Origin of the sequence: Dokdonella sp. (assembly GCF_041395345.1) — a bacterium.
Classification (GTDB): Bacteria; Pseudomonadota; Gammaproteobacteria; order Xanthomonadales; family Rhodanobacteraceae; genus Dokdonella.
The window spans coordinates 11679-30720 of the sequence record NZ_JAWLAR010000022.1; the positions used below are offsets into that span (position 1 = coordinate 11679).

The window sequence follows — 19042 nt, forward strand, 5'->3', positions numbered from 1 at the left end:
TGTCGCATGCCGCACGAATATTTCCCGGGTTCGGTGGCTGGCCTCGATCTGAACCTGCCGGTCCCGCCAGACCAAGCCCAATTGGTTTCAGTTGGAACCAGTTTCCGATAGACTGTGCGGCTGCATCGATGAGATTCGACCTGATTTACGCGCCAATCATTTCTTCGAGAGTGATAGCGCGTTCCGGGCACGCCAGCCGCCAGTCAGGACCCGCTCCCTTGAGGATGCCCATTTCACCCCAATCCTGTCGCGACTGCACGGCGCGCACATCGCTCAACCCAACTCTGGAGATTCCATGTCCATTGACATTCTCAAGGCCAACGGCCTCGACAAGACCAATTCCGGTACCTACCTCGGCCAGGGCGAATGGTCGAAGACCACGGATGCCGGGGTGATCCAGTCGATCAATCCGGCAACCAATGAGGTGATCGCCGAAGTGCATGCTTCGAGCAAGGCCGATTATGACCTGATCATGAAGCGTGCGCAGGCTGCCTTCGAGATCTGGCGCACGACACCGGCGCCACTGCGTGGCGAAGCCGTTCGCCTGTGCGGTGAAGCCTTGCGCAAGCACAAGGATGCGTTGGGCTCACTGGTCTCGCTGGAAATGGGCAAGATCAAGCCGGAAGGTGATGGCGAAGTGCAGGAAATGATCGACATCGCCGATTTCGCGGTCGGTCAGTCGCGCATGCTTTACGGCTACACGATGCACTCCGAGCGTCCCGGTCATCGCATGTACGACCAGTGGCATCCGCTCGGTATCGTCGGCATCATCAGCGCGTTCAACTTTCCGGTGGCCGTATGGGCCTGGAATGCCATGCTTGCCGCGATCTGCGGCGACATCTGCATCTGGAAGCCGTCGCCGAAGACGCCGCTGACCTCGATCGCAACGCTGAAGATCTGCAACGATGCCTTGAAGGATGCCGGTTACCCGGATCTGTTCTTCCTGTTCAACGATGCCGGCACCGATCTGGCCAAGGCGTTTGTCGACGACCGCCGCATTCCGCTGATCAGTTTCACCGGTTCGACCAAGGTCGGCCGTGCCGTAGGCGAGCGTGTCGCCCAGCGCATGGGCCGCAGCCTGCTCGAGCTCGGCGGCAACAACGCGATGATCGTCGACGAAACGGCGGATCTGAAACTGGCCTTGCCGGCCATCGTTTTCGGCGCGGTCGGCACCTGCGGCCAGCGTTGCACGTCGACGCGCCGCCTGTTCGTGCACGAATCGATCCACGATGAAGTGGTCGCTTCGGTGGTCAAGGCGTACAAGCAGGTCGAAGGCAAGATCGGTGACCCGACCGATGCCAGGACACTGATGGGTCCGCTCAACAGCCCGGATGCAGTGGAAAACTTCCTTGCTGCGATCGAGAAGGCGAAGGCGGCTGGCGGCACCATCGCCACCGGCGGCACACGAAAGGACGGCAAGGGCAATTTCGTCCTGCCGACCGTCGTGACCGGCCTCAGGAACAACGACGAAGTCGTGCAGACAGAAACTTTCGCACCGATCCTCTACGTAATGAAGTTCAAGACGCTCGATGAAGCCATCGCCATGCAGAACGACGTACCACAGGGTCTGTCGTCGGCGATCTTCACGCAGAACGTCAAGCACGCAGAGCGCTATCTCTCCTCGATCGGTTCGGATTGCGGCATCGCCAACGTCAACATCGGCACCTCGGGTGCGGAGATTGGTGGCGCCTTCGGTGGCGAGAAGGAAACCGGCGGCGGGCGCGAGTCCGGATCGGATGCCTGGAAGGTCTACATGCGCCGCCAGACCAACACGATCAACTATTCCGATGAGCTGCCGCTGGCCCAGGGCATCAAGTTCGAATTCTGATCCAGCAGGCAAGCGAGTCCGCAACACGGAACCGGTCGCAATGGCGGCCGGTTCTTTTTTTTGCTCATCTATCGCGTCCGACCAAGGGCGTCGCCCTGCCCCCGGCATCGGGCAACCGTTAGACTACGGCTCCGGAGGATTTCATGAACCAACCCGTTCGAACCAGCGGCACCGCCATCACGAGTCTTGTTCTAGGCATCATCTGCTGGGTAGGCCTGCCCTTCATAGGCGCCCTTATCGCGGTCATCTGCGGGCATATTGCACGCGGCGAAATCCGGCGAGCACCTGCAGGATCGGTAGAGGGCGATGGCCTGGCCATCGCCGGACTGATACTTGGCTACTTGCAGCTCGGCATGTTCCTGATCGGCATCCTGATTTTCGTCGGCATACTGATGCTGGGCCTCGGCGTCAGCGGATGGCATTGATTCATGTACGGACTCGCTCGCTCACTGCTGTTCTGCCTGGATGCCGAACGCGCGCACGATCTGTCGCTGAAGGCCATCGAGACGGCCTATCGCACCGGCCTCAATCCGCTCGTCGCGACACGACCAAGGGCTTTACCTACGAATGTCTTTGGCATCAAGTTTGATAACCCCGTGGGGCTTGCCGCCGGCCTCGACAAGAATGCCGCGCACATCGATGCGCTGGGCGCATTGGGTTTCGGCTTTATCGAAGTCGGAACGACCACGCCGCGCGCGCAGCCAGGCAATCCGAAGCCACGCATGTTCCGGTTGCCTGAACACCAGGCCGTGATCAATCGCCTCGGATTCAATAACGGTGGCGTGGACGCGCTGGTCGCCAATGTCGAGCGCTCGCGCTTCAAGGGTGTCCTCGGCATCAATATCGGCAAGAACAAGGACACCCCGAACGAGAACGCGATCGACGACTACCTTTTCTGTCTCGAACGCGTCCATGCGCTGGCCGGCTACATCACGGTCAATATCTCTTCACCCAATACCCAGGGCCTGCGCGACCTGCAGGAAGAAGAGACGCTGCGTCGACTCATCGGCGGAATTTGCGAAGCTGGCGAAGCGCACGCATCCAGGCATGGCAAACGCACGCCGATCCTGCTCAAGATCGCTCCCGACCTGAGCGAGCTCGAACTCGATTCGATAGCCGAAGTCCTGCTGGCCAGTTCCATCGATGGCCTGATCTGCACCAATACGACCACGGAGCGGGCACTGGTGGCGGGCCATCGACATGCCGGCGAAGCGGGTGGCCTTTCGGGCAAGCCGGTATTCGAAAAATCGACCGCCGTGCTCCGCGGAATGGCCGACCGGCTCGATGGACGACTGCCGCTGATCGGCGTAGGCGGAATTTGCATCGGAAGCGACGCGGCGACAAAGATTGATGCCGGCGCAAGCCTCGTACAGTTCTACACGGGCATGGTCTACAAAGGGCCTGCCCTGATAGGCGACAGCGTCGAAGCGATCCGGGCTCTGCGCAGCAGGGCCACCGCGTGAGCGAAAAGCGCTATCAGGTACCCGCGGCGATATCTGAAGGCGTCGGCTACACGATCGTCGAGAACGCCTCGCTGGAAGGACGCAACACGTTTCGTGTCCCTGCCCGCGCCGACCTGCTCATCGACGTGCGTCGGCCTGAAGCGCTGGCCGAACTGTTTGGCTACGCCGCGTTGAAGACACGGCCCCTGCTCGTGCTGGGCGAAGGCAGCAACATCCTGTTTACCCGCGACTGGCCCGGCGTCGTTCTTTCAATCGCCGCGCTCGGCATCACGGTGGTCGAAGAAGGCTCGCACAACGTCCGCGTGCGCGTCGGCGCGGGCGAGAACTGGAACAACTTCGTCCACTGGTCGCTGGCACGCGGCTACAGCGGGCTGGAAAACCTGGTCCTGATTCCGGGCACGATCGGTGCCGCACCGATCCAGAACATCGGCGCCTATGGTGTCGAAGTGCGCGAGTTCATCACGAGTGTCGAAGCCTGGGATCGCGATTCCAGTCGTCTCACGACGCTGTCGAATGCCGACTGCCGGTTCGGCTACCGCGATTCCGTATTCAAGCATCAACGTGATCGCTTCATCATCACGGCGGTGGACTTCGAATTGCCGAAATGGCGCCCGTTGCAGATGGACTACGCCGGTGTGCGTGAGGAACTTGCGGCACTCGGCATGGACTCGCCCACACCATCCGGCGTCGCCGAAGCCATTGCGCGCATCCGCACCCGCAAGCTCCCGAATCCGGCCCTCATCGGCAATGCGGGCAGCTTCTTCAAGAATCCGATGGTAGAGGCGTCCAAGGTCTCGGAACTGCGCAAGCGATATCCTCAGTTGCCGGCCTGGGAAGCAGGCGAAGGACAGTTCAAGCTGTCTGCAGCCTGGATGATAGAATCCTGTGGTTTCAAGGGCTTGAAGCAGGAACATGCAGCGGTTTCTGAACAACACGCCCTGGTCCTGGTGAATCTTGGTCAGGCCACCGGCAGCCAGATCTGGGCACTTGCCGAGCACGTCCGCGATGGAGTGCAAGAACGATTTGAAGTTCTGCTGGAGCCCGAGCCACTCGTTCTATAGCACATCGGGAGTCACCCTCTGTCGAGGCCGCATTGCGGAAGGAGAAGACACATGGCAATCGATGACGGGCTCGCCGAGCGAATCCGCGAGCAGCTCGAACCCCGGCACGGCATCACCGAAAAGCGAATGTTTGGCGGACTCGCCTTTCTGGCCGACGGGCACATGTTCATCGGCCTGGCCAGGGACGCCCTGATGGTGAGGGTCGGGCCCGATGACTACGAGACAGCGCTTGCGCGGCCCCATGTGCGCCTCATGGACTTCACCGGCAAGCCGATGCGCGGCTACGTTTTCGTTGATCAGGCCGGTCTGGAAGAGGACGGTGCGTTGAATGACTGGATTCAGCGCAGCCTTGCGTTTGTACGCTCCCTGCCGCCGAAGCGATGAAGAGGCCTGCGCCTGAAACGACTTCGACTGCCTCGCAGGCCCGGTTTCGTGCGCCGGCCAGGGCGCTCCAGCGCGAGATGGGTCACAGTGACGCAACTACCAACGTGCTTCAATGCCATGCGGCGCGCATTGCGTGCGTTCGTCAATTCCGCTGGCTCTGGCACGCCAATGCCCAGCGCAACAATCCGGAGTGAGTCCCATGGCCGCAGCCCCCGCCAGCGCCGCCTTCGTTGCCTCGCGCAGACGCCTGTTCAGCGCCCTGTTTTCCAGTGCCGGCGTTGACGATGTCGATGTCGATGTCGATGTCAGCCTTGCCAGGCGCCGGCCCGGTCGCAATGGCATCCTGCCAAAGGACTTGCCACAAGGCCCGGCTGCACTGAGCTTCCCGCCGCAATCGGTGCGCTGGCTGACCCGCTGCACCTTCGGCTATACGATCCAGGATCACGTCGATTTTCTCGCGCTGGGCGGCAACGACGACGCGCGCTGGACTGCCTGGGTCAACCAGCAACTGAATCCCGCGGCGATTCCGGATTCAGCGTGCGACGCGCGTGTAGCGAGTGGCGGGTTCATCACGCTCAACAAGACAGGCAACCAGCTCTGGAACGACCACCACTCGATCACCAACAACTACTACCTGCGCATGCTGCCGATTCGCGAAGCGGAATGCATGAGCATCATCCGGCAGATCTACAGTGCACGACAGCTCAAGGAAGTGATGGTCGACTTCTGGCATGACCATTTCAGCGTGTTCGGCTGGGATTACGACGGCGGCCCGATGTTCCCCGAGTTCGACCGGGTTGCCATCCGACCGCACGTGTTCGGCAATTTCCGCACGATGCTGCAGGCTGTCGGCGAATCCGCCTCGATGATGTACATGCTCGATCTTTACTCGAGCGACGCCGCGCATCCGAACGAGAATTACGCGCGCGAGCTGTTCGAACTGCACACCATGGGTGCGGAGAACTACGGCGGGATCGTGCAGAATCCCGACAGCCCGGCCAACATGGCCCTGCTCGGCAACTACCAGGCGCCGGACGGCGAATTCGAGCGACTGAAGTATGTCGACGATGACGTCTACGAGACCGCCCGCGCCCTGACCGGCTGGTCCATATCCGGCGCGAACTGGCCCTACGATCCGGTCAACGGTGTGCCACTCGGACAGTTCGTGTACGACTCGAGTGCACACGACCAGGGCATAAAGCGGATTCTGGCGCGCTACTTCCCTGCCTCGCAGGGTCAGGCCGACGGTATCAACCTGTTTGACATGCTGGCCCGTCACCCGCGCACCGCCCGCCATGTCGCGACCAAGATCTGCAAGCGCTTTGTCGGCAGCTCGCCGTCAACCGGCCTTGTCGACAGTGCGACAACGGTGTTCATGCAGAACTGGCAGGCCAGCAACCAGATTGCGCAGGTGCTGCAGGTGATCCTGCAATCGGCCGAATTCAAGAGTGGCTGGGGAACCGCGATGAAGCGTCCCGCCATGAGTGCCGTCAGCGCCCTGCGGTCCACCGGCGCCGACTTCACCCCGGTGCCGGACAACAACGGCAGCATCTACACGCCCACCGAGGAATTCATGGGCCGCCTGCAGGCCGCCGGACAACGCCTGTTCTACTGGCCTGCGCCGAATGGCTATCCGGATGATCCGATCGCCTGGTCAAGCACCGGTACCCTGGGCATGACCCTGAAAATGCTGCCCCGCCTTCTCGAGATGCACCAGACCGAAAGCTACAACGGTGCCTATCCGTTCCTGATCAACGTCCACGCTCAGACACTCGGCGCTTTTGCGCCCAACCAGCGCACCGCAGCCAATATCATCGGCTACTGGTGCGACCGCATCCTTGGCTACCGGCCCGAGCCCACGCATACCGTAGCCGTTGATTTCCTGCGCCAGAACGTCGCCGCTTCGGCCGTTCTCGACCTGGTCACCGATGGCACCGACAACGGCCACCCGGCCAATACCGGGACCTGGAATCTCGGCAATCTCTCGCAGCACTACACGATCGCCCGCCTACGCACCGCAATCGGCCTGATCCTGTGCAGCCCCGAATTCCTGCGCCGCTGAGGAGCACCGACATGACCAGACTCGACCGACGCGATTTCCTCAAGGGCTGTGCTGTAGCCGCGATTGCCGGTGGCAGCAGCAGCCGCGCCCTGGCCTATTTCGGCCCACCGGATGTAGCACCGGCGACGGCAACCGACGACACGCTCGTCATCGTATTCCTGCGTGGCGCGATGGATGGCCTGAGCCTGCTGCCACCCGGCGCCAGCAGCCCGTACCGTGCAGCCTACGAGGCCGCCCGCAATTCGACACGCATTCCCACTACCGGCACGGGCGCGGCATTGAGCCTGAATGGAACGCAATGGGCGCTGCATCCGCGCGCCACCGGACTGCGCACCCTGTTCAACCAGAATCATCTGGCTTTTGTTGTCGCGGCAGGACAATCCCAGCCAATTCCCGTCATCCGCAGTCACTTCGACGCGCAGGCCAATCTCGAATTCGGCTTTGGCGGCGGCACTGGCAACGAGATCGGCTGGCTGACCCGGCATCTCGCCAGCGGCGGCCTTCCCGCTGTCGTGCCGCTGCCAGCGACCTCGCTCGGCAATATCACGGCCAGCAGCCTGCTCGGTTCGTCCGACGCCATCACGATGAACAGTGCGTCGGATTTCCGCATCGACGGGTTTCACTGGTCGTGGGATGAGGACGATGCCGGTGCCGGCCTGGTCGGCGCGGTATCACGCATGCATGCGCTCTGGAATGGCAGCGCGACCCAGCTCGAGGCCGCAGGTGTAGAGACCCTCGCCTCGCTGGACCTGCTGCGCCCGATCAACTTCGGTCTCTACAACGCGACCAGCAACCCGGGTGGCTACCAGCCCAGCGGTGGCGCCGATTACAGCCTGGCCAGCAACCAGGATTTCGGCAATCAGTTGCGCAATGTCGCCCAACTGATCAAGACCAATCTCGGCATGCGCGTCGCGACCATCGACCTCGGTGGCTGGGACACGCACGTAGGCCAGGGCAATCCCGCCAATACCTATGACTACTTCGGCAACCAGGTCGAGAGCCTTTCGAAGGGATTGAGCGCCTTCTACACGGACCTGGCCAGCAGCGCCTCGGGCAACCTCATGCAGAAGACCAGCGTGATCGTGGTCAGCGAGTTCGGGCGGCGGGTACAGGAAAACGCCGACGGTGGCACCGATCACGGCTATGGCAACGTGATGATGGCCTTGGGCGCCTCGGTCAACGGCGGGCAGGTCTACGGCACATTCCCCGGCCTGGACAATGCCAACCTCTACCAGGGCACCGATGTCGCCGTCACCACGGACTACCGGCGCATCATCTCGGAAGCCCTGATCCGGCGCATGGCCAACCCCAACATCTATTACGTCTTCCCCGGCTACTCCGGCTACACGCCCATGGGAATCTTCCAGGGCGCCGATCTGCCGCCGACGAATTTCGACACGCTGTTTGCGAGTGGATTTGATTGAGAGCCGGGAGTCGGAATTCGGGATTCGGGATTCGGAAAGCAGCTTCGGCCTACCCTGTCACACACCCAGCCATCACGTGCTCATCAGATGCCGAGTTGAATGGGAGGCTCAGGAGTTCATGGAGAGGCAATTCATCTTCTTTAGGACCGTCCGCGCGCTTCTCGTATTCGCTGCCGGGATTTTGGCAATGATCACGTGTGCCGAATCGATTCCCCTTGTTGCACCAATCGAACTCTGAGTAAGCGTATCGGTGGTCGACGTTATGGCCGTCGCCTTGACAACTGTGTTGTTCAACGTGGATGCGCGCCATTGGCGGAGTTCGTCAGAAGTCGGCTAGCCAGCCTCTACCGAATCACTTATCCCCAATCCCCAATCCCGGCTCCTAAGCCTCTCCACACTCGAAATGCAGCAGGTTGCCGTCTCCGGCGGCGTGGGCCTGGCCGAGGCTGATGGTGCCGCTGCGGCGCAGGTGGAAGGCGTCCCGGTGGACGAGGAGTTCCTCGTTGCCGATCTTGACCCAGGTGCCATTGGTGGAACGGTCGGAAAGGATGAAGTGGCCGCGCTTCCACTCGATCATGGCGTGATCGCGCGAAACCCAGTCCGATTCGATGGTCAGGCTATGGCTTTCCTCGCGCCCGAGCGTGAACGGATCGGCCAGTTCATCGATCTGGAATTCCCGGTCGAGGTAGCGCAGGGTCAATACGACGCGCTTGGCCTTGGCAAACTGGACGACGCGCTGCACGGTGGTGACATGGGACACGTCTTCCTGCCACATGACATCGACGATCTCGATCGGCAGGAGTTTTCCGGCGACCCGGGCCGTTCCTATCGAACGCACACGCACGCCAGCGGCGTTGGTGATGTTCAGGGCCGTACTTGCCGTGGCCACGATCTGGTCGCGCTTGGCCAGCGCCGCCATGCGCGCAGCCACGTTCACGGCATCGCCGAAGACGTCGGTCTCTTCGACCAGGGCTTCGCCATGGTGCAGGCCGATTCGAATGCCGATATTGTCCTGGACAAAGGCTTCATCGGACTTCATCCGGCGCTGCATGTCGGTTGCAGCCAGCAAGCCCTGCACTGCACTGGGAAAGGTGCACATGATCTCGTCGCCGATCGTCTTGATCAGCTTGCCCCCATGTCGGTTGGCGACTTCCGTCAGGGCTTCAAGCACCGCGGCGATAATGTCGCGCGCAGCCACGTTGCCGCGCAGCTCGAACAGCTTGGTGCTGCCCGACACGTCGGCAAACAGTATTGTCAGCGTGGAACTTGCGCTCATTGCATCCGATGATAGGGCATTCAGTGAAGCGGCTCCAGAACATCAGCCGCCGCTACGATATCCGCGTCAGCCGGAAGCACTGCCAGGGCGGCTCCGGCCAGCGGGGTATAGGTATCCGCGCCGACCACGCGCTGTAGTGGTGTGGCGCCAAATCCGGCCTCGACAATGGCGGTGATGACGCCCTCTCCCACTCCGGCCGAGTGGCGGCCTTCGTCGACCACGAGTATGCAACGGGCATCGCGAGCCTGTTCGGCAATAAAGGCTTCATTCAGCGGAACAAGCCAGCGCAGGTCGACGACGCGCACTTTCCAGCCTCGCCGGGATTCGATCTCGCGGGCCGCGCGCAGGCTCATGGGCACGCCGTTTCCGTAGCTGAATATGACCAGATCCGTTGCTTCGGCGGCATACACCCTGCCCTCGCCCAAAGTCATCGACTGATTCGACGCAGGATAGGAAAACAGCCATTTCCCGTCGCCGGCCTCATGGAGGTCCTTGGTCATGTACAGGGCAATAGGCTCGAGGAATACGCTGACCCGACCGTCCACCTTGGCCAGTGCGGCGAGCGTACGCAGCATCAGCGCAGCATCGTCGCCGCGACTCGGACAGCCCACCACCAGGCCCGGAATATCGCGCAGGGCAGTCAGCGAATTGTCGTTGTGGAAATGCCCGCCAAAGCCCTTCTGGTAGCCCAGACCGGCAATGCGCACGACCATCGGGTTGCGGTACTGGTCGTTGGAGAAGAATTGCAGGGAGGCCGCTTCTCCGCGAATCTGGTCGCAGGCATTGTGGAAATAAGCCAGGTACTGGATTTCCGGTATCGGCAGCATGCCCATGTTGGCGTAGCCCTGAGCCAGGCCCAGGATAATGGTCTCATCCAGCAGCGTGTTGAAAACGCGCTTGTTCTTGAACGCCTTGTGCAGTCCCTTCGTCACCGTGTAGACACCGCCCTTCTGGGCGATGTCTTCGCCAAACATCAGCGCCTCGGGATACTTGCAGAACAGGTCGTGCAGGGCCTGGTTGATCTGGATGGCCAGATGGCGCGGCGGCTGGTTTTCCGGCAGCTTCTGTTCACCGCCAAAGATGTCGAGACGCCTGTCCTGATAGTCGCTGCGATCGGCTTCGGCCTTGACTGCGTGTGGTGTGTAGGGTGCAAGCGGAGCGACGATTTCCGCGAGCTGGGACAGCTTGGGCCTGCGGTCGGCCTCGTCTGCCGCGGCAAAGCAGCGGGCGCGGACCGTCTCATAGCGGGCCAGCAGCTCATCCTTGTCGAGCAAGCCCGATTCGAGAGCAATCGCCGCCGAACGCAGGAGCGGATCGCTGGCCTCGACCTGGACCAGTTCTTCCACGCTGCGCCACTCGATCTCGAAGTCGGTACCGGCGTGACCCATGATGCGTGTGGTGCGCAGATGCAGGAAGGTCGGCCGGCGCGTGCGGCGGCAGTGCTCGATCGCTCTTGCGACATCGGCGTAGCCCGTGGCGAGGTCCAGACCATCGGCGTAGAAGTAGTCGAGGTCGCGGCGCTCGCTGAAGTTGCGTTCAATCCAGCCGCCCGGTGTTTTCACCGAGATGCCGATGCCATTGTCCTCGCAGACGAACAGCACGGGTGCCGGCAATTTCTGGTAGGCCGTCCAGCCTGCGGCGTTGAACGCCGTTTGCGCAGTGGCATGGTTGGAGGACGCATCACCAAAGGAACAGATGACAATGGAGTCGTCGGGAATCGGCAGGGCGTGGCCAATGCGTCCGGCCTGCTCGATCGCCAATGCCGTACCCAGTGCCTTGGGCAGGTGCGAGGCAATCGTCGAGGTCTGCGGCAATACCCATAGCGGCTTGGAACCCCAGACCTTGTGGCGGCCACCGGATGCCGGATCGTCCTTGCTCGCCGCAAACGACAGGGCTGAATCCATGATTGGATCCATGCCCGGCAGCTTGCGAAAGCGCTCGGCCATGAACGCACCCGAGCGGTAATGCAGGAAGGCCGGATCGGTATGCCGGCTGAGCCGGGCGACCATGGCGTTGCCCTCGTGCCCGCTCGAACCGATCGTGTAGAAGACGCGATTGCGCACCCTCAGCACGCGCGCCATCAGATCCAGGTGGCGCGAAATCAGTTGTGATTCGAACAGATCAAGGAAGTCGGCTGCCGTGCAGGCGCTGCCGGGAACAACAGCCGCTCGCGTGGAAGGCCTGGCTCCGACCGGACCATCCCAGTCGCGTACGAACTCGATGAAGTTCTGATCGCAGATATCGGCGCGGTTGAGGCCGCGATGGCGCGCAGCGATGACGGGACGCGGAACCGGAGTAACGACAGCCATGGGTGAGGATTCGGGATTCGGTGAGTCGACTATTGTAGCCGGCTTGGCAGCCGTTGCCGATGCAGGCAATGAAGACGCCGCATCGGCCGAGGCCACGTTCAGGCGCTGGCCATGGCGATGAAATCGGGCTGCGCCCGCACCGATGCCAGCCAGGTCAGAATGGCCGGGTAGCCCGACAGGTCGAATCCGCCTTCGGCAGCGCAATGGGTGTAGGCGAACAGGGCAATGTCGGCGATGGTCGGCGAGTCTCCGACGAAGAAGGTTCGACTCTCGGCAAGGTGCTGCTCCATGACCGCCAGTGCCTGGTGCCCGCGCTCGAGCAGGCGCGGCAATTCGCCCCGGCGAGGGTGATCCGCGGGCAGAAACAAGCGGATGAAGCGCGCCACGGCAATATACGGTTCGTGGCTGTACTGCTCGAAGAACAGCCACTGCAGGACGAGTGCGCGCTGCCAGCGATCCTCCGGCATAAGCGTACTGCCCTCGGCCAGGAAGCACAGAATGGCATTGGACTCGGTCAGGACCCGACCATCTTCCAGCTCCAGTACCGGAACCTTGCCGTTCGGATTGCGAGCCAGGAATTCGGCGCTTCGGGTCTCGCCACGTGCACTGTCGACCTCGACCCAGCGATAGCGCCTCTGCAGGCGCGCCAACAGCAGTTGCAGCTTGTAGCAATTGCCCGAGACCTTCATGCCATACACGGTCATCATTCGCGTTCTCCCGCCCACTTTCGGGCCTGCCACTCGGCGCGCGTCTGGCCCCAGATTTCAATGTCCATGTCGATCGGTGGCGGCAGATGCCCGATGCCCCTGTAGTTCGACCCCAGTCGCTTGGCGAGCGCCTTCGACGCCGTGTTGTCGGACGAAATCGTATGGATCACTTCGCTCCAGCCCAGCGTTTCGAACGACCAGTCCATGGCCGCAATCGAGCCTTCCCTCGCCAACCCCTTGCCCCAGTATTCGCGAGCGATTCCCCAGCCGACTTCGCTGCCGGGCCAGCCGTCGGGCATCCAGGGGCCGAGGCGACCGATCCATTTGCCGGATGATTTGTCGATCACCGAGAACATCGCAAACCCCTGCATTTGCCAGGCGCCTGCCATGGTCATGAAACCGCGCCACGCGGACGAGCGCGGCTGTGCGCCACCCATGTGACGCATGACCTCGGCATCGGCCGCGAACGCTGCCCAGGGCTCGAAATCCTGCGCTTCCGGCGGACGCAGGATCAGGCGTTCGGTTTCAATGCGATTGCGCGACGCGTCCATCGACAGTTCTACTGGCTTGAAGCGGCACCGCTTCCTTGTTGTCCGGTGTATTCGCAGCCCGAGCCGGGCCAGGCTCGAGCCACGTTGACAAAATCGTTCGTGGTGCACAGCCATTGCACCCCCATTGATTCATGCCCGGCCAGATCGGGCGTCAACTCGATCGTTCCGCCTTCGACTCCGGAAGCCGCATCGAAGGCAAGCACGATTCTTCCGCCGTCGGCTACCTGCATTGAAAGCAGACTTTGCCCCCGATAGGAGTCGGGTTCCCCGAGACCCACTTCGGCATTGCTGGCCGGCATTTGCCCGGTCGTCATGTAGTACTCGGAAACGGAAACCTTGGCCCCGGAAGCCGCGATCAGGGCTTCCCGGATCGCCTGTGCAGCACGCTGTTCGGCCAAGGTCTGCTCCGCCAACTGCCTGCCCTGTTCGACCCTGGCCTGCAGTTCGGCATCAAGGGCGGCTTCCGCGCGCTCATCCTCGTAGCGCTCGTAGAAATGAAATGCGAACTGGGCAACCAGCACACCGAGCAGGGCCGCAACGAACGTCGTTATCGCCTGACGCATTCCATTCTCCACTGTGGGCATCGCCGCAACATCATCCGGCCATCAGAACGCATTGATGCCGGTTACCTCTCTTCCGACCACGAGCTGGTGCACGGTCTCGGTGCCTTCATAGGTAATCACCGACTCCAGGTTCAGCGCGTGCCGAATCGGGCAGTGCTCCGTGGTGATTCCGGCACCACCAAGGATATCGCGTGCTTCGCGGGCGATGTCGATCGCCATGCGGCAGTTGTTCCATTTTGCCAGCGAAACCTGGGTTGGCTGCATCGTGCCGGCATCCTTGAGCCGGCCCAGTTGCAACGAGAGCAATTGGGCCGTGGTGATACGCCGGGCCATGTCGGCCAGCTTGAGCTGGACCGCCTGGCGCGAGGCAATCGGCTGCTTGAACAGGATGCGATTCTTGGAATAGTCCAGCACTTCGGTAAAGCACGCGATAGCGGCACCGATCGGGCCCCAGGTGATGCCGTAGCGCGCCTGGGTCAGGCAGCCCAGCGGACCCTTGAGGCCCTTGACGTTCGGCAGGCGGTTGGCTTCGGGGACACGCACGTTGTCGAAGAACAGGGCCGAGGTGACCGATGCGCGCAAGCTCATCTTCTTGTGAATTTCCTGGGCCTTGAAGCCGGGGAAATCCTTCTCGACCACAAAGCCCTGGATGCCGTCCTCGGTCTGCGCCCAGACAATGGCGATATGGGCCAGGTTGCCGTTGGTTATCCACATCTTCGATCCGTTCAGGATCCAGTCGGCGCCATCCTTTTTCGCCGTGGTCTTCATGCTGCCCGGATCGGACCCGCCTTGCGGTTCGGTCAACCCGAAACAGCCGATGACCTTTCCGGCGGCCATGTCGGGCAGCCAGCGCTGGCGCTGCTCCTCGGTCCCGTAGGCGAAAATCGGGTACATGCACAGGGACGACTGCACCGAGGCGAAACTGCGGATGCCGGAATCGCCGCGCTCAAGTTCCTGGCAGATCAGCCCGTAGCTGACAGAGTTCAGGCCGGCGCAACCGTATTCCGTCGGCAAGCTGCAACCGAGAAGACCCAGCTCGGCCATTTCAGGAACGAGTTCGTGCGGAAACACGGCCTTGTCGAAACAGTCGCCGATGATGGGAATCACGCGCTCGTCGGTAAAGCGGGCCACCGTGTCCTGTACGGCCTGCTCTTCTTCGGTGAGCAGCGAACGGACATCGTAGAGATCGACGGGATTGAGCGGTGTAGCGGCCATGGCTGGGATCCGGGGGTGGCAAAGCAGGCTATTGTAAACGGCGCGGCGAGGCGGGAACACTGCCGTCTGTGCGACAAACCTGCACATCAGCGAGAATCGCTGCTATTGGCGATGACTGCATCGACCTCTATGCTGGCCGCCCGTTCCATGCTCCCTGACCCATGCGCGTACCCGTTCTTGCCTACCACGCCGTCAATATTGCCGGCAACGACTACGCCAGCAACGATCCGCTGGCGTTTGCCGCCGACCTCCGCCTGATCCATGAACTCGGCCTGCGCATCGTGCCCTTGCAGTGGGTTGTCGAGCAGGTCGTTGGCAGCGGCAATCGCGATCTGGAAGGTTGCGTCGCCCTCACCTGCGACGATGGCTCGAACTTCGACTTCAATGATCTCGACCATCCGATTCACGGACCCCAGCGCAGTCTGTACAACTGCCTTCTCGATTTTGAAGCCGAATTCGGTGTCGATGCGCAGCCCGATCTGCATCTGACCTGCTTTGTCATCGCATCGCCCGAAGCACGCGAACATATCGACCGCGGCTGCCTCGCCGGCCGCGGCTGGATGAGCGAAGCATGGTGGAAGGACGCCCAACGCTCCGGACTGATCGGCATAGAAAACCACAGCTGGGATCACAACCACCCGGCCGTGAAGCTGCCCGGCCTCGAGGGCATGCAGCGCGGCTCGTTCCTGGAAGTGGACAGTCTCCCTCGCGCCAGGGCAGAAATTGCAGCGGCAACCGACTACATCAATGAGCGCATCGCGCCTTCACGCACGCAAATCTTCTGCTATCCGTTCAGCCATGTGCCCGAATACCTCCGAGCCGAGTATTTCCCGCGATTTGCTGATGAACACGGAATGCTTGCCGCGATGGGCGATGGTGCCGTGCCGGTTACGCTGGACAGTGACCGCTGGAACCTGCCCCGCTACATCTGTGGCTGGCACTGGAAAACACCCGAGGCGCTGCGCGACATCCTTGCGGGCTAACCGGAAGCGCGGCTCAGAATGCTCCGAGCGCATGCACCTTGGCGATCAGGGCGCGCTGGATATTCGGATGCAATGGCTTGTGCCAGTTGACGATGACATGCGGATGTTCGGTCTTGATGAAGCCGGCGGCTAGAGAAACCTCAAGCGCGCGGGGGTCCCCGCAATGGCCGAAGAAGGCATCACAGCAATCGGCATACTTGCGAAATGCGTACTTCACGATGTGGAACCAGAGACCACCCGCATCGCGCAGTGCGCTTCGCTGCGCCTCTGTCATGCGCCGCACCGTATCGCCGTTGGTGCATGAGCCTCCGGACAGATAGACATCACCAAACGGCATCATGTGCGAATAACCGGCCAGATGCAGGCTGCCCTCGGCATCCCGATACAGGCCCACGAGATGTCGCGGTTGGCCAGGCGGCGGATGGCCGAACTTGCGCTTGAACAAGTCGCTGACCAGGAAGTCGCCGTGGTCAATCTCGGTGATGGTGATGAATTCGCGCAGGCTTTCCGGCAGGCCTTCGCGCGCATCGAAGTGTTCTCCGCTATGCATGATCGTGCTCACTAGAACGGTTCAAAGGAGTGTGCCTTGGCTATCATCTGGTCCTGCAGCCTCCGCTCGACTTCTCGCGTCCAGTAGACGAGCAGACGATCGTGGCGGGTCGACTCAAACCCGACCGCGCGATCCACGCGCTCGGCCAGGGCGTCGCCGCAGTAACCGAATACAGCCGAATAACGCGGGCCAAAGTGACGCAGGGCCCAGCCAAGCGTGTGCTGGTACAGCCCGCCGGAAGCCCGGACGCAGTCGCGTTGCTCGGCGCTCATCCTGCGCAGGACGCGATCATCCACACAGGCGCCGCCACCCAGCAGGATGTCGCCGCAATCCGTGAAGTGGATGTAGCAGGCCACTGAAAACCTGCCATCAGGCTCGCGGAAACAGGCGACCACATGATGCGGAAATTCCGGAACCGGCAGCTTGTATTTGCGCTGGAACAGTTCCGTCGCGAATGCCGGCCCCTGTTCGGCCTCGTTGATGATGATGAAGTCGTCGATGTTGCTCATTTCAACAAACCTCCTACTGATCCGGTCTGTTGTGAACGCCATGCGGAACGTGGCCGGTAGCCACGTGCTGTCGTGCCGAATCGACATTGAGCATGGAGTCGTCGAAGAAGATGTCTGCACCAAAGGCTTCAAGGAACGGCCCTTTCGAACGGCCGCCGAGAAACAGCGCCTCGTCCAGGCGCACGCCCCAGTTTCGCAGGGTAAGGATGACGCGCTTGTGCGCCGGTGCCGACCGCGCCGTGACAAGCGCGGTGCGAATCGGAGAATTCTCTATCGGGAAGGCGGCCTGGATACTGTGCAGCAACTCGAGAAAGCTGCGGAAGGGTCCGACTGCCAGAGGCTCATTGACCCGTTCGGTCTCGTTGCGATGAAAGGCTTCCAGTCCTTCATCCCGGGAGACGCGCTCGGAATCGTCGCCAAAGATCACCGCATCGCCATCAAACGCGATACGCAACTGTTCCGAGGGCAGTTCTGGCGCCTTGGATGGAAGAATGGTTGCCGCCGCCACTCCCGCCGTTAGCGCACGCCGCACATCATCGACATTCGCGGAAAGGAAAAGGTTGGCGCCGAAAGGGTGCGCATAGGCCGCAGTGGGGGCGCCGTTGGTGAAAGCGGCGCGGACGATATCAAGCCCGTAGTGCTCGATGGCATTGAAGATGCGCAGTCCCGTATCGGCAGAGTTTCTCGAGAGCAGGATGACTTCGACCCTCGGGGCCTCCGGAGCCAGCGAGTTCAGTCGCAACAGCTTCTGCACCAGCGGAAAGGCGATGCCGGGCGCGAGCAACTCGTCTTCATGCGCGATCTGGTAGCGCGCGTAGGCATCCAGTCCCTGGCGCTCGAACAACTCATGGCTGTCGCCAAGGTCAAACAGCGCCCGCGAAGAAATCGCCACGACAAGCTTCTGCGTGGAGACCTGTTCTTCAGGAGGACCAGGGGAAACCGGAGTGCTCATGCCGGTGATCTTAAGGCAATGCCGGCAGATTCGCCCACGAACCGATGCCAGGCGCAGGCAAACGCTGCTGCACTCAAGCGGCCTTGCGTCCAGTGCAGACGGCCAGTGCCTCGAGGACGCGATCAACGCTTCGTTCGTTGCTACCTGCGCCCATCAGGCCAATCCGCCAGATCTTGCCGGCCAGTTCGCCGAGACCTGCACCGATCTCGATCGAGAATTCGTCGAGCAGACGCTTGCGTACTTCCATCTCGCTGACGCCTTCGGGAACCACGACTGCATTCAGCTGGGGCAAGCGCGACTCTTCGGCGACCAACAACTCGAGGCCCATGGCATCCAGACCCTTCCTGAGTCTCAGATGATTGTGACGATGTCTGGCAAATGCAGCGTCAAGTCCCTCTTCGCGCAGGATCAGCAGGGCTTCATGCAGCCCGTACAACATGTTGATCGGAGCGGTATGGTGGTAGGCGCGCGCGCCGCCACCTTGCCAGTAACCCATGATCAGGCTCAGATCGAGGAACCAGCTCTGCACCGGTGTGCGCCGGGATTTCAGGGCCTCTACCGCCCGTTCGCTGAATGTTACCGGCGACAGCCCCGGCGGGGCGGACAAGCACTTCTGAGACCCGGAATAGATGGCGTCCGCGCCCCATTCGTCGGCAAGCAAGGGGATGCCGCCCAGGCTGGTGACCGCGTCGACAATGCTCAGGGCTCCATGCTCCCGGGCCAGCGCGCACAGCACCGCGGCATCCGATTCGACACCCGTCGAGGTTTCCGCATGCACGAAGGCGAGCGCCTTGACGCCCGGATTGGCCTTGAGTGCGGCTTCCGCCTTTTCAAGGTCAATCGGCTTGCCGAAAGGATCACTGACCATGATCGGCGTCGCTCCGATGCGCACGACGTTTTCACGCATGCGAGCGCCAAAGACGCCGTTCTGGCAGACGACCACCTTGTCGCCGGGTTCGATCAGGTTGACGAATGCCGCTTCCATGCCCGCCGAACCCGGGGCAGAAATCGGAACGGTCAGCGCGTTGCGGGTCTGGAACGCGTAGCGCAGCAACTCCTTCAGCTCTTCCATCATGCCGATGAAGCGGGGGTCGAGGTGGCCAATGGTCGGACGCGCAATGGCATCAAGCACGCGAGAAGATACGGGTGAAGGACCCGGTCCCAGCAGGAGGACGTCGGGTGGCTGAAAACTGGACATGGAGTTC

The 19042-nt window shown here is 61.9% G+C and carries 18 protein-coding genes; 8 read left to right on the forward strand and 10 right to left on the reverse strand.

Annotation, left to right across the window (positions count from 1 at the left end; genetic code table 11):
- The first annotated feature begins 295 nt into the window (after nt 1–295).
- The 7 genes from R3F00_RS16605 to R3F00_RS16635 all read left to right on the forward strand — a co-directional run bounded on the left by R3F00_RS16605 (nt 296) and on the right by R3F00_RS16635 (nt 8222).
- Entirely contained in the window at nt 296–1828 is a 1533-nt protein-coding gene (locus R3F00_RS16605) for an aldehyde dehydrogenase family protein (protein ID WP_371281284.1), read from the forward strand.
- Between the two features lie 143 nt (nt 1829–1971).
- Nucleotides 1972–2253 (forward strand): DUF4190 domain-containing protein, encoded by a 282-nt coding sequence (locus R3F00_RS16610; protein WP_371281285.1) that lies wholly within the window; start codon nt 1972–1974, stop codon nt 2251–2253.
- A gap of 3 nt (nt 2254–2256) precedes the next feature.
- Nucleotides 2257–3291: a quinone-dependent dihydroorotate dehydrogenase gene (locus R3F00_RS16615; protein WP_371281286.1), complete on the forward strand. Its 1035-nt coding sequence runs from the start codon at nt 2257–2259 to the stop codon at nt 3289–3291.
- A complete protein-coding gene (murB, locus tag R3F00_RS16620) occupies nt 3288–4352 on the forward strand; it encodes a UDP-N-acetylmuramate dehydrogenase (protein WP_371281287.1) in 1065 nt (354 codons plus the stop codon). The genes R3F00_RS16615 and murB overlap by 4 nt, the downstream gene beginning before the upstream one ends.
- Nucleotides 4353–4403: 51 nt before the next feature.
- Nucleotides 4404–4736 carry a TfoX/Sxy family protein gene (locus R3F00_RS16625; protein WP_371281288.1) on the forward strand — a complete coding sequence of 111 codons (333 nt, stop codon included), beginning with the start codon at nt 4404–4406 and terminating at the stop codon, nt 4734–4736.
- Between the two features lie 199 nt (nt 4737–4935).
- On the forward strand, nt 4936–6798 hold the full coding sequence (locus R3F00_RS16630) for a DUF1800 domain-containing protein (protein ID WP_371281289.1): 1863 nt from the start codon (nt 4936–4938) through the stop codon (nt 6796–6798).
- Nucleotides 6799–6809: 11 nt separating this feature from the next.
- On the forward strand, nt 6810–8222 hold the full coding sequence (locus R3F00_RS16635) for a DUF1501 domain-containing protein (protein WP_371282877.1): 1413 nt from the start codon (nt 6810–6812) through the stop codon (nt 8220–8222).
- A gap of 382 nt (nt 8223–8604) precedes the next feature.
- Here R3F00_RS16635 and R3F00_RS16640 read toward each other — a convergent pair whose 3' ends face one another.
- The 6 genes from R3F00_RS16640 to R3F00_RS16665 all read right to left on the reverse strand — a co-directional run bounded on the left by R3F00_RS16640 (nt 8605) and on the right by R3F00_RS16665 (nt 14843).
- Nucleotides 8605–9498 carry an adenylate/guanylate cyclase domain-containing protein gene (locus R3F00_RS16640; protein WP_371281292.1) on the reverse strand — a complete coding sequence of 298 codons (894 nt, stop codon included), beginning with the start codon at nt 9496–9498 and terminating at the stop codon, nt 8605–8607.
- Between the two features lie 20 nt (nt 9499–9518).
- Entirely contained in the window at nt 9519–11807 is a 2289-nt protein-coding gene (locus R3F00_RS16645) for a thiamine pyrophosphate-dependent enzyme (RefSeq protein ID WP_371281293.1), read from the reverse strand.
- A gap of 98 nt (nt 11808–11905) precedes the next feature.
- Nucleotides 11906–12514 carry a glutathione S-transferase family protein gene (locus R3F00_RS16650; protein WP_371281294.1) on the reverse strand — a complete coding sequence of 203 codons (609 nt, stop codon included), beginning with the start codon at nt 12512–12514 and terminating at the stop codon, nt 11906–11908.
- The gene (locus R3F00_RS16655; protein ID WP_371281295.1) at nt 12511–13065 is read right to left on the reverse strand and encodes a GNAT family N-acetyltransferase; all 555 of its coding nucleotides are present in this window, start codon (nt 13063–13065) and stop codon (nt 12511–12513) included. Before R3F00_RS16655 ends, R3F00_RS16650 begins: the two co-directional genes overlap by 4 nt.
- Nucleotides 13066–13073: 8 nt before the next feature.
- Nucleotides 13074–13628, reverse strand: a complete 555-nt coding sequence (locus tag R3F00_RS16660; protein WP_371281296.1) for a pilin — start codon at nt 13626–13628, stop codon at nt 13074–13076.
- Nucleotides 13629–13670: 42 nt separating this feature from the next.
- Nucleotides 13671–14843 (reverse strand): acyl-CoA dehydrogenase family protein, encoded by a 1173-nt coding sequence (locus tag R3F00_RS16665; protein ID WP_371281297.1) that lies wholly within the window; start codon nt 14841–14843, stop codon nt 13671–13673.
- A 161-nt stretch (nt 14844–15004) separates the two neighbouring features.
- Here R3F00_RS16665 and R3F00_RS16670 point away from each other — a divergent pair, with 161 nt between their 5' ends.
- On the forward strand, nt 15005–15826 hold the full coding sequence (locus R3F00_RS16670; RefSeq protein ID WP_371281298.1) for a polysaccharide deacetylase family protein: 822 nt from the start codon (nt 15005–15007) through the stop codon (nt 15824–15826).
- A gap of 13 nt (nt 15827–15839) precedes the next feature.
- On the opposite strand, the gene R3F00_RS16675 is transcribed toward R3F00_RS16670, so the two are convergent.
- The 4 genes from R3F00_RS16675 to R3F00_RS16690 all read right to left on the reverse strand — a co-directional run bounded on the left by R3F00_RS16675 (nt 15840) and on the right by R3F00_RS16690 (nt 19035).
- Nucleotides 15840–16388, reverse strand: a complete 549-nt coding sequence (locus R3F00_RS16675; RefSeq protein ID WP_371281299.1) for a hypothetical protein — start codon at nt 16386–16388, stop codon at nt 15840–15842.
- Nucleotides 16388–16885, reverse strand: a complete 498-nt coding sequence (locus R3F00_RS16680; protein WP_371281300.1) for a hypothetical protein — start codon at nt 16883–16885, stop codon at nt 16388–16390. Before R3F00_RS16680 ends, R3F00_RS16675 begins: the two co-directional genes overlap by 1 nt.
- 13 nt (nt 16886–16898) lie before the next feature.
- Nucleotides 16899–17837, reverse strand: a complete 939-nt coding sequence (locus tag R3F00_RS16685; RefSeq protein ID WP_371281301.1) for a 5'-nucleotidase — start codon at nt 17835–17837, stop codon at nt 16899–16901.
- A gap of 73 nt (nt 17838–17910) precedes the next feature.
- Entirely contained in the window at nt 17911–19035 is a 1125-nt protein-coding gene (locus R3F00_RS16690; RefSeq protein WP_371281302.1) for an alanine--glyoxylate aminotransferase family protein, read from the reverse strand.
- Between the last annotated feature and the right edge of the window lie 7 nt (nt 19036–19042).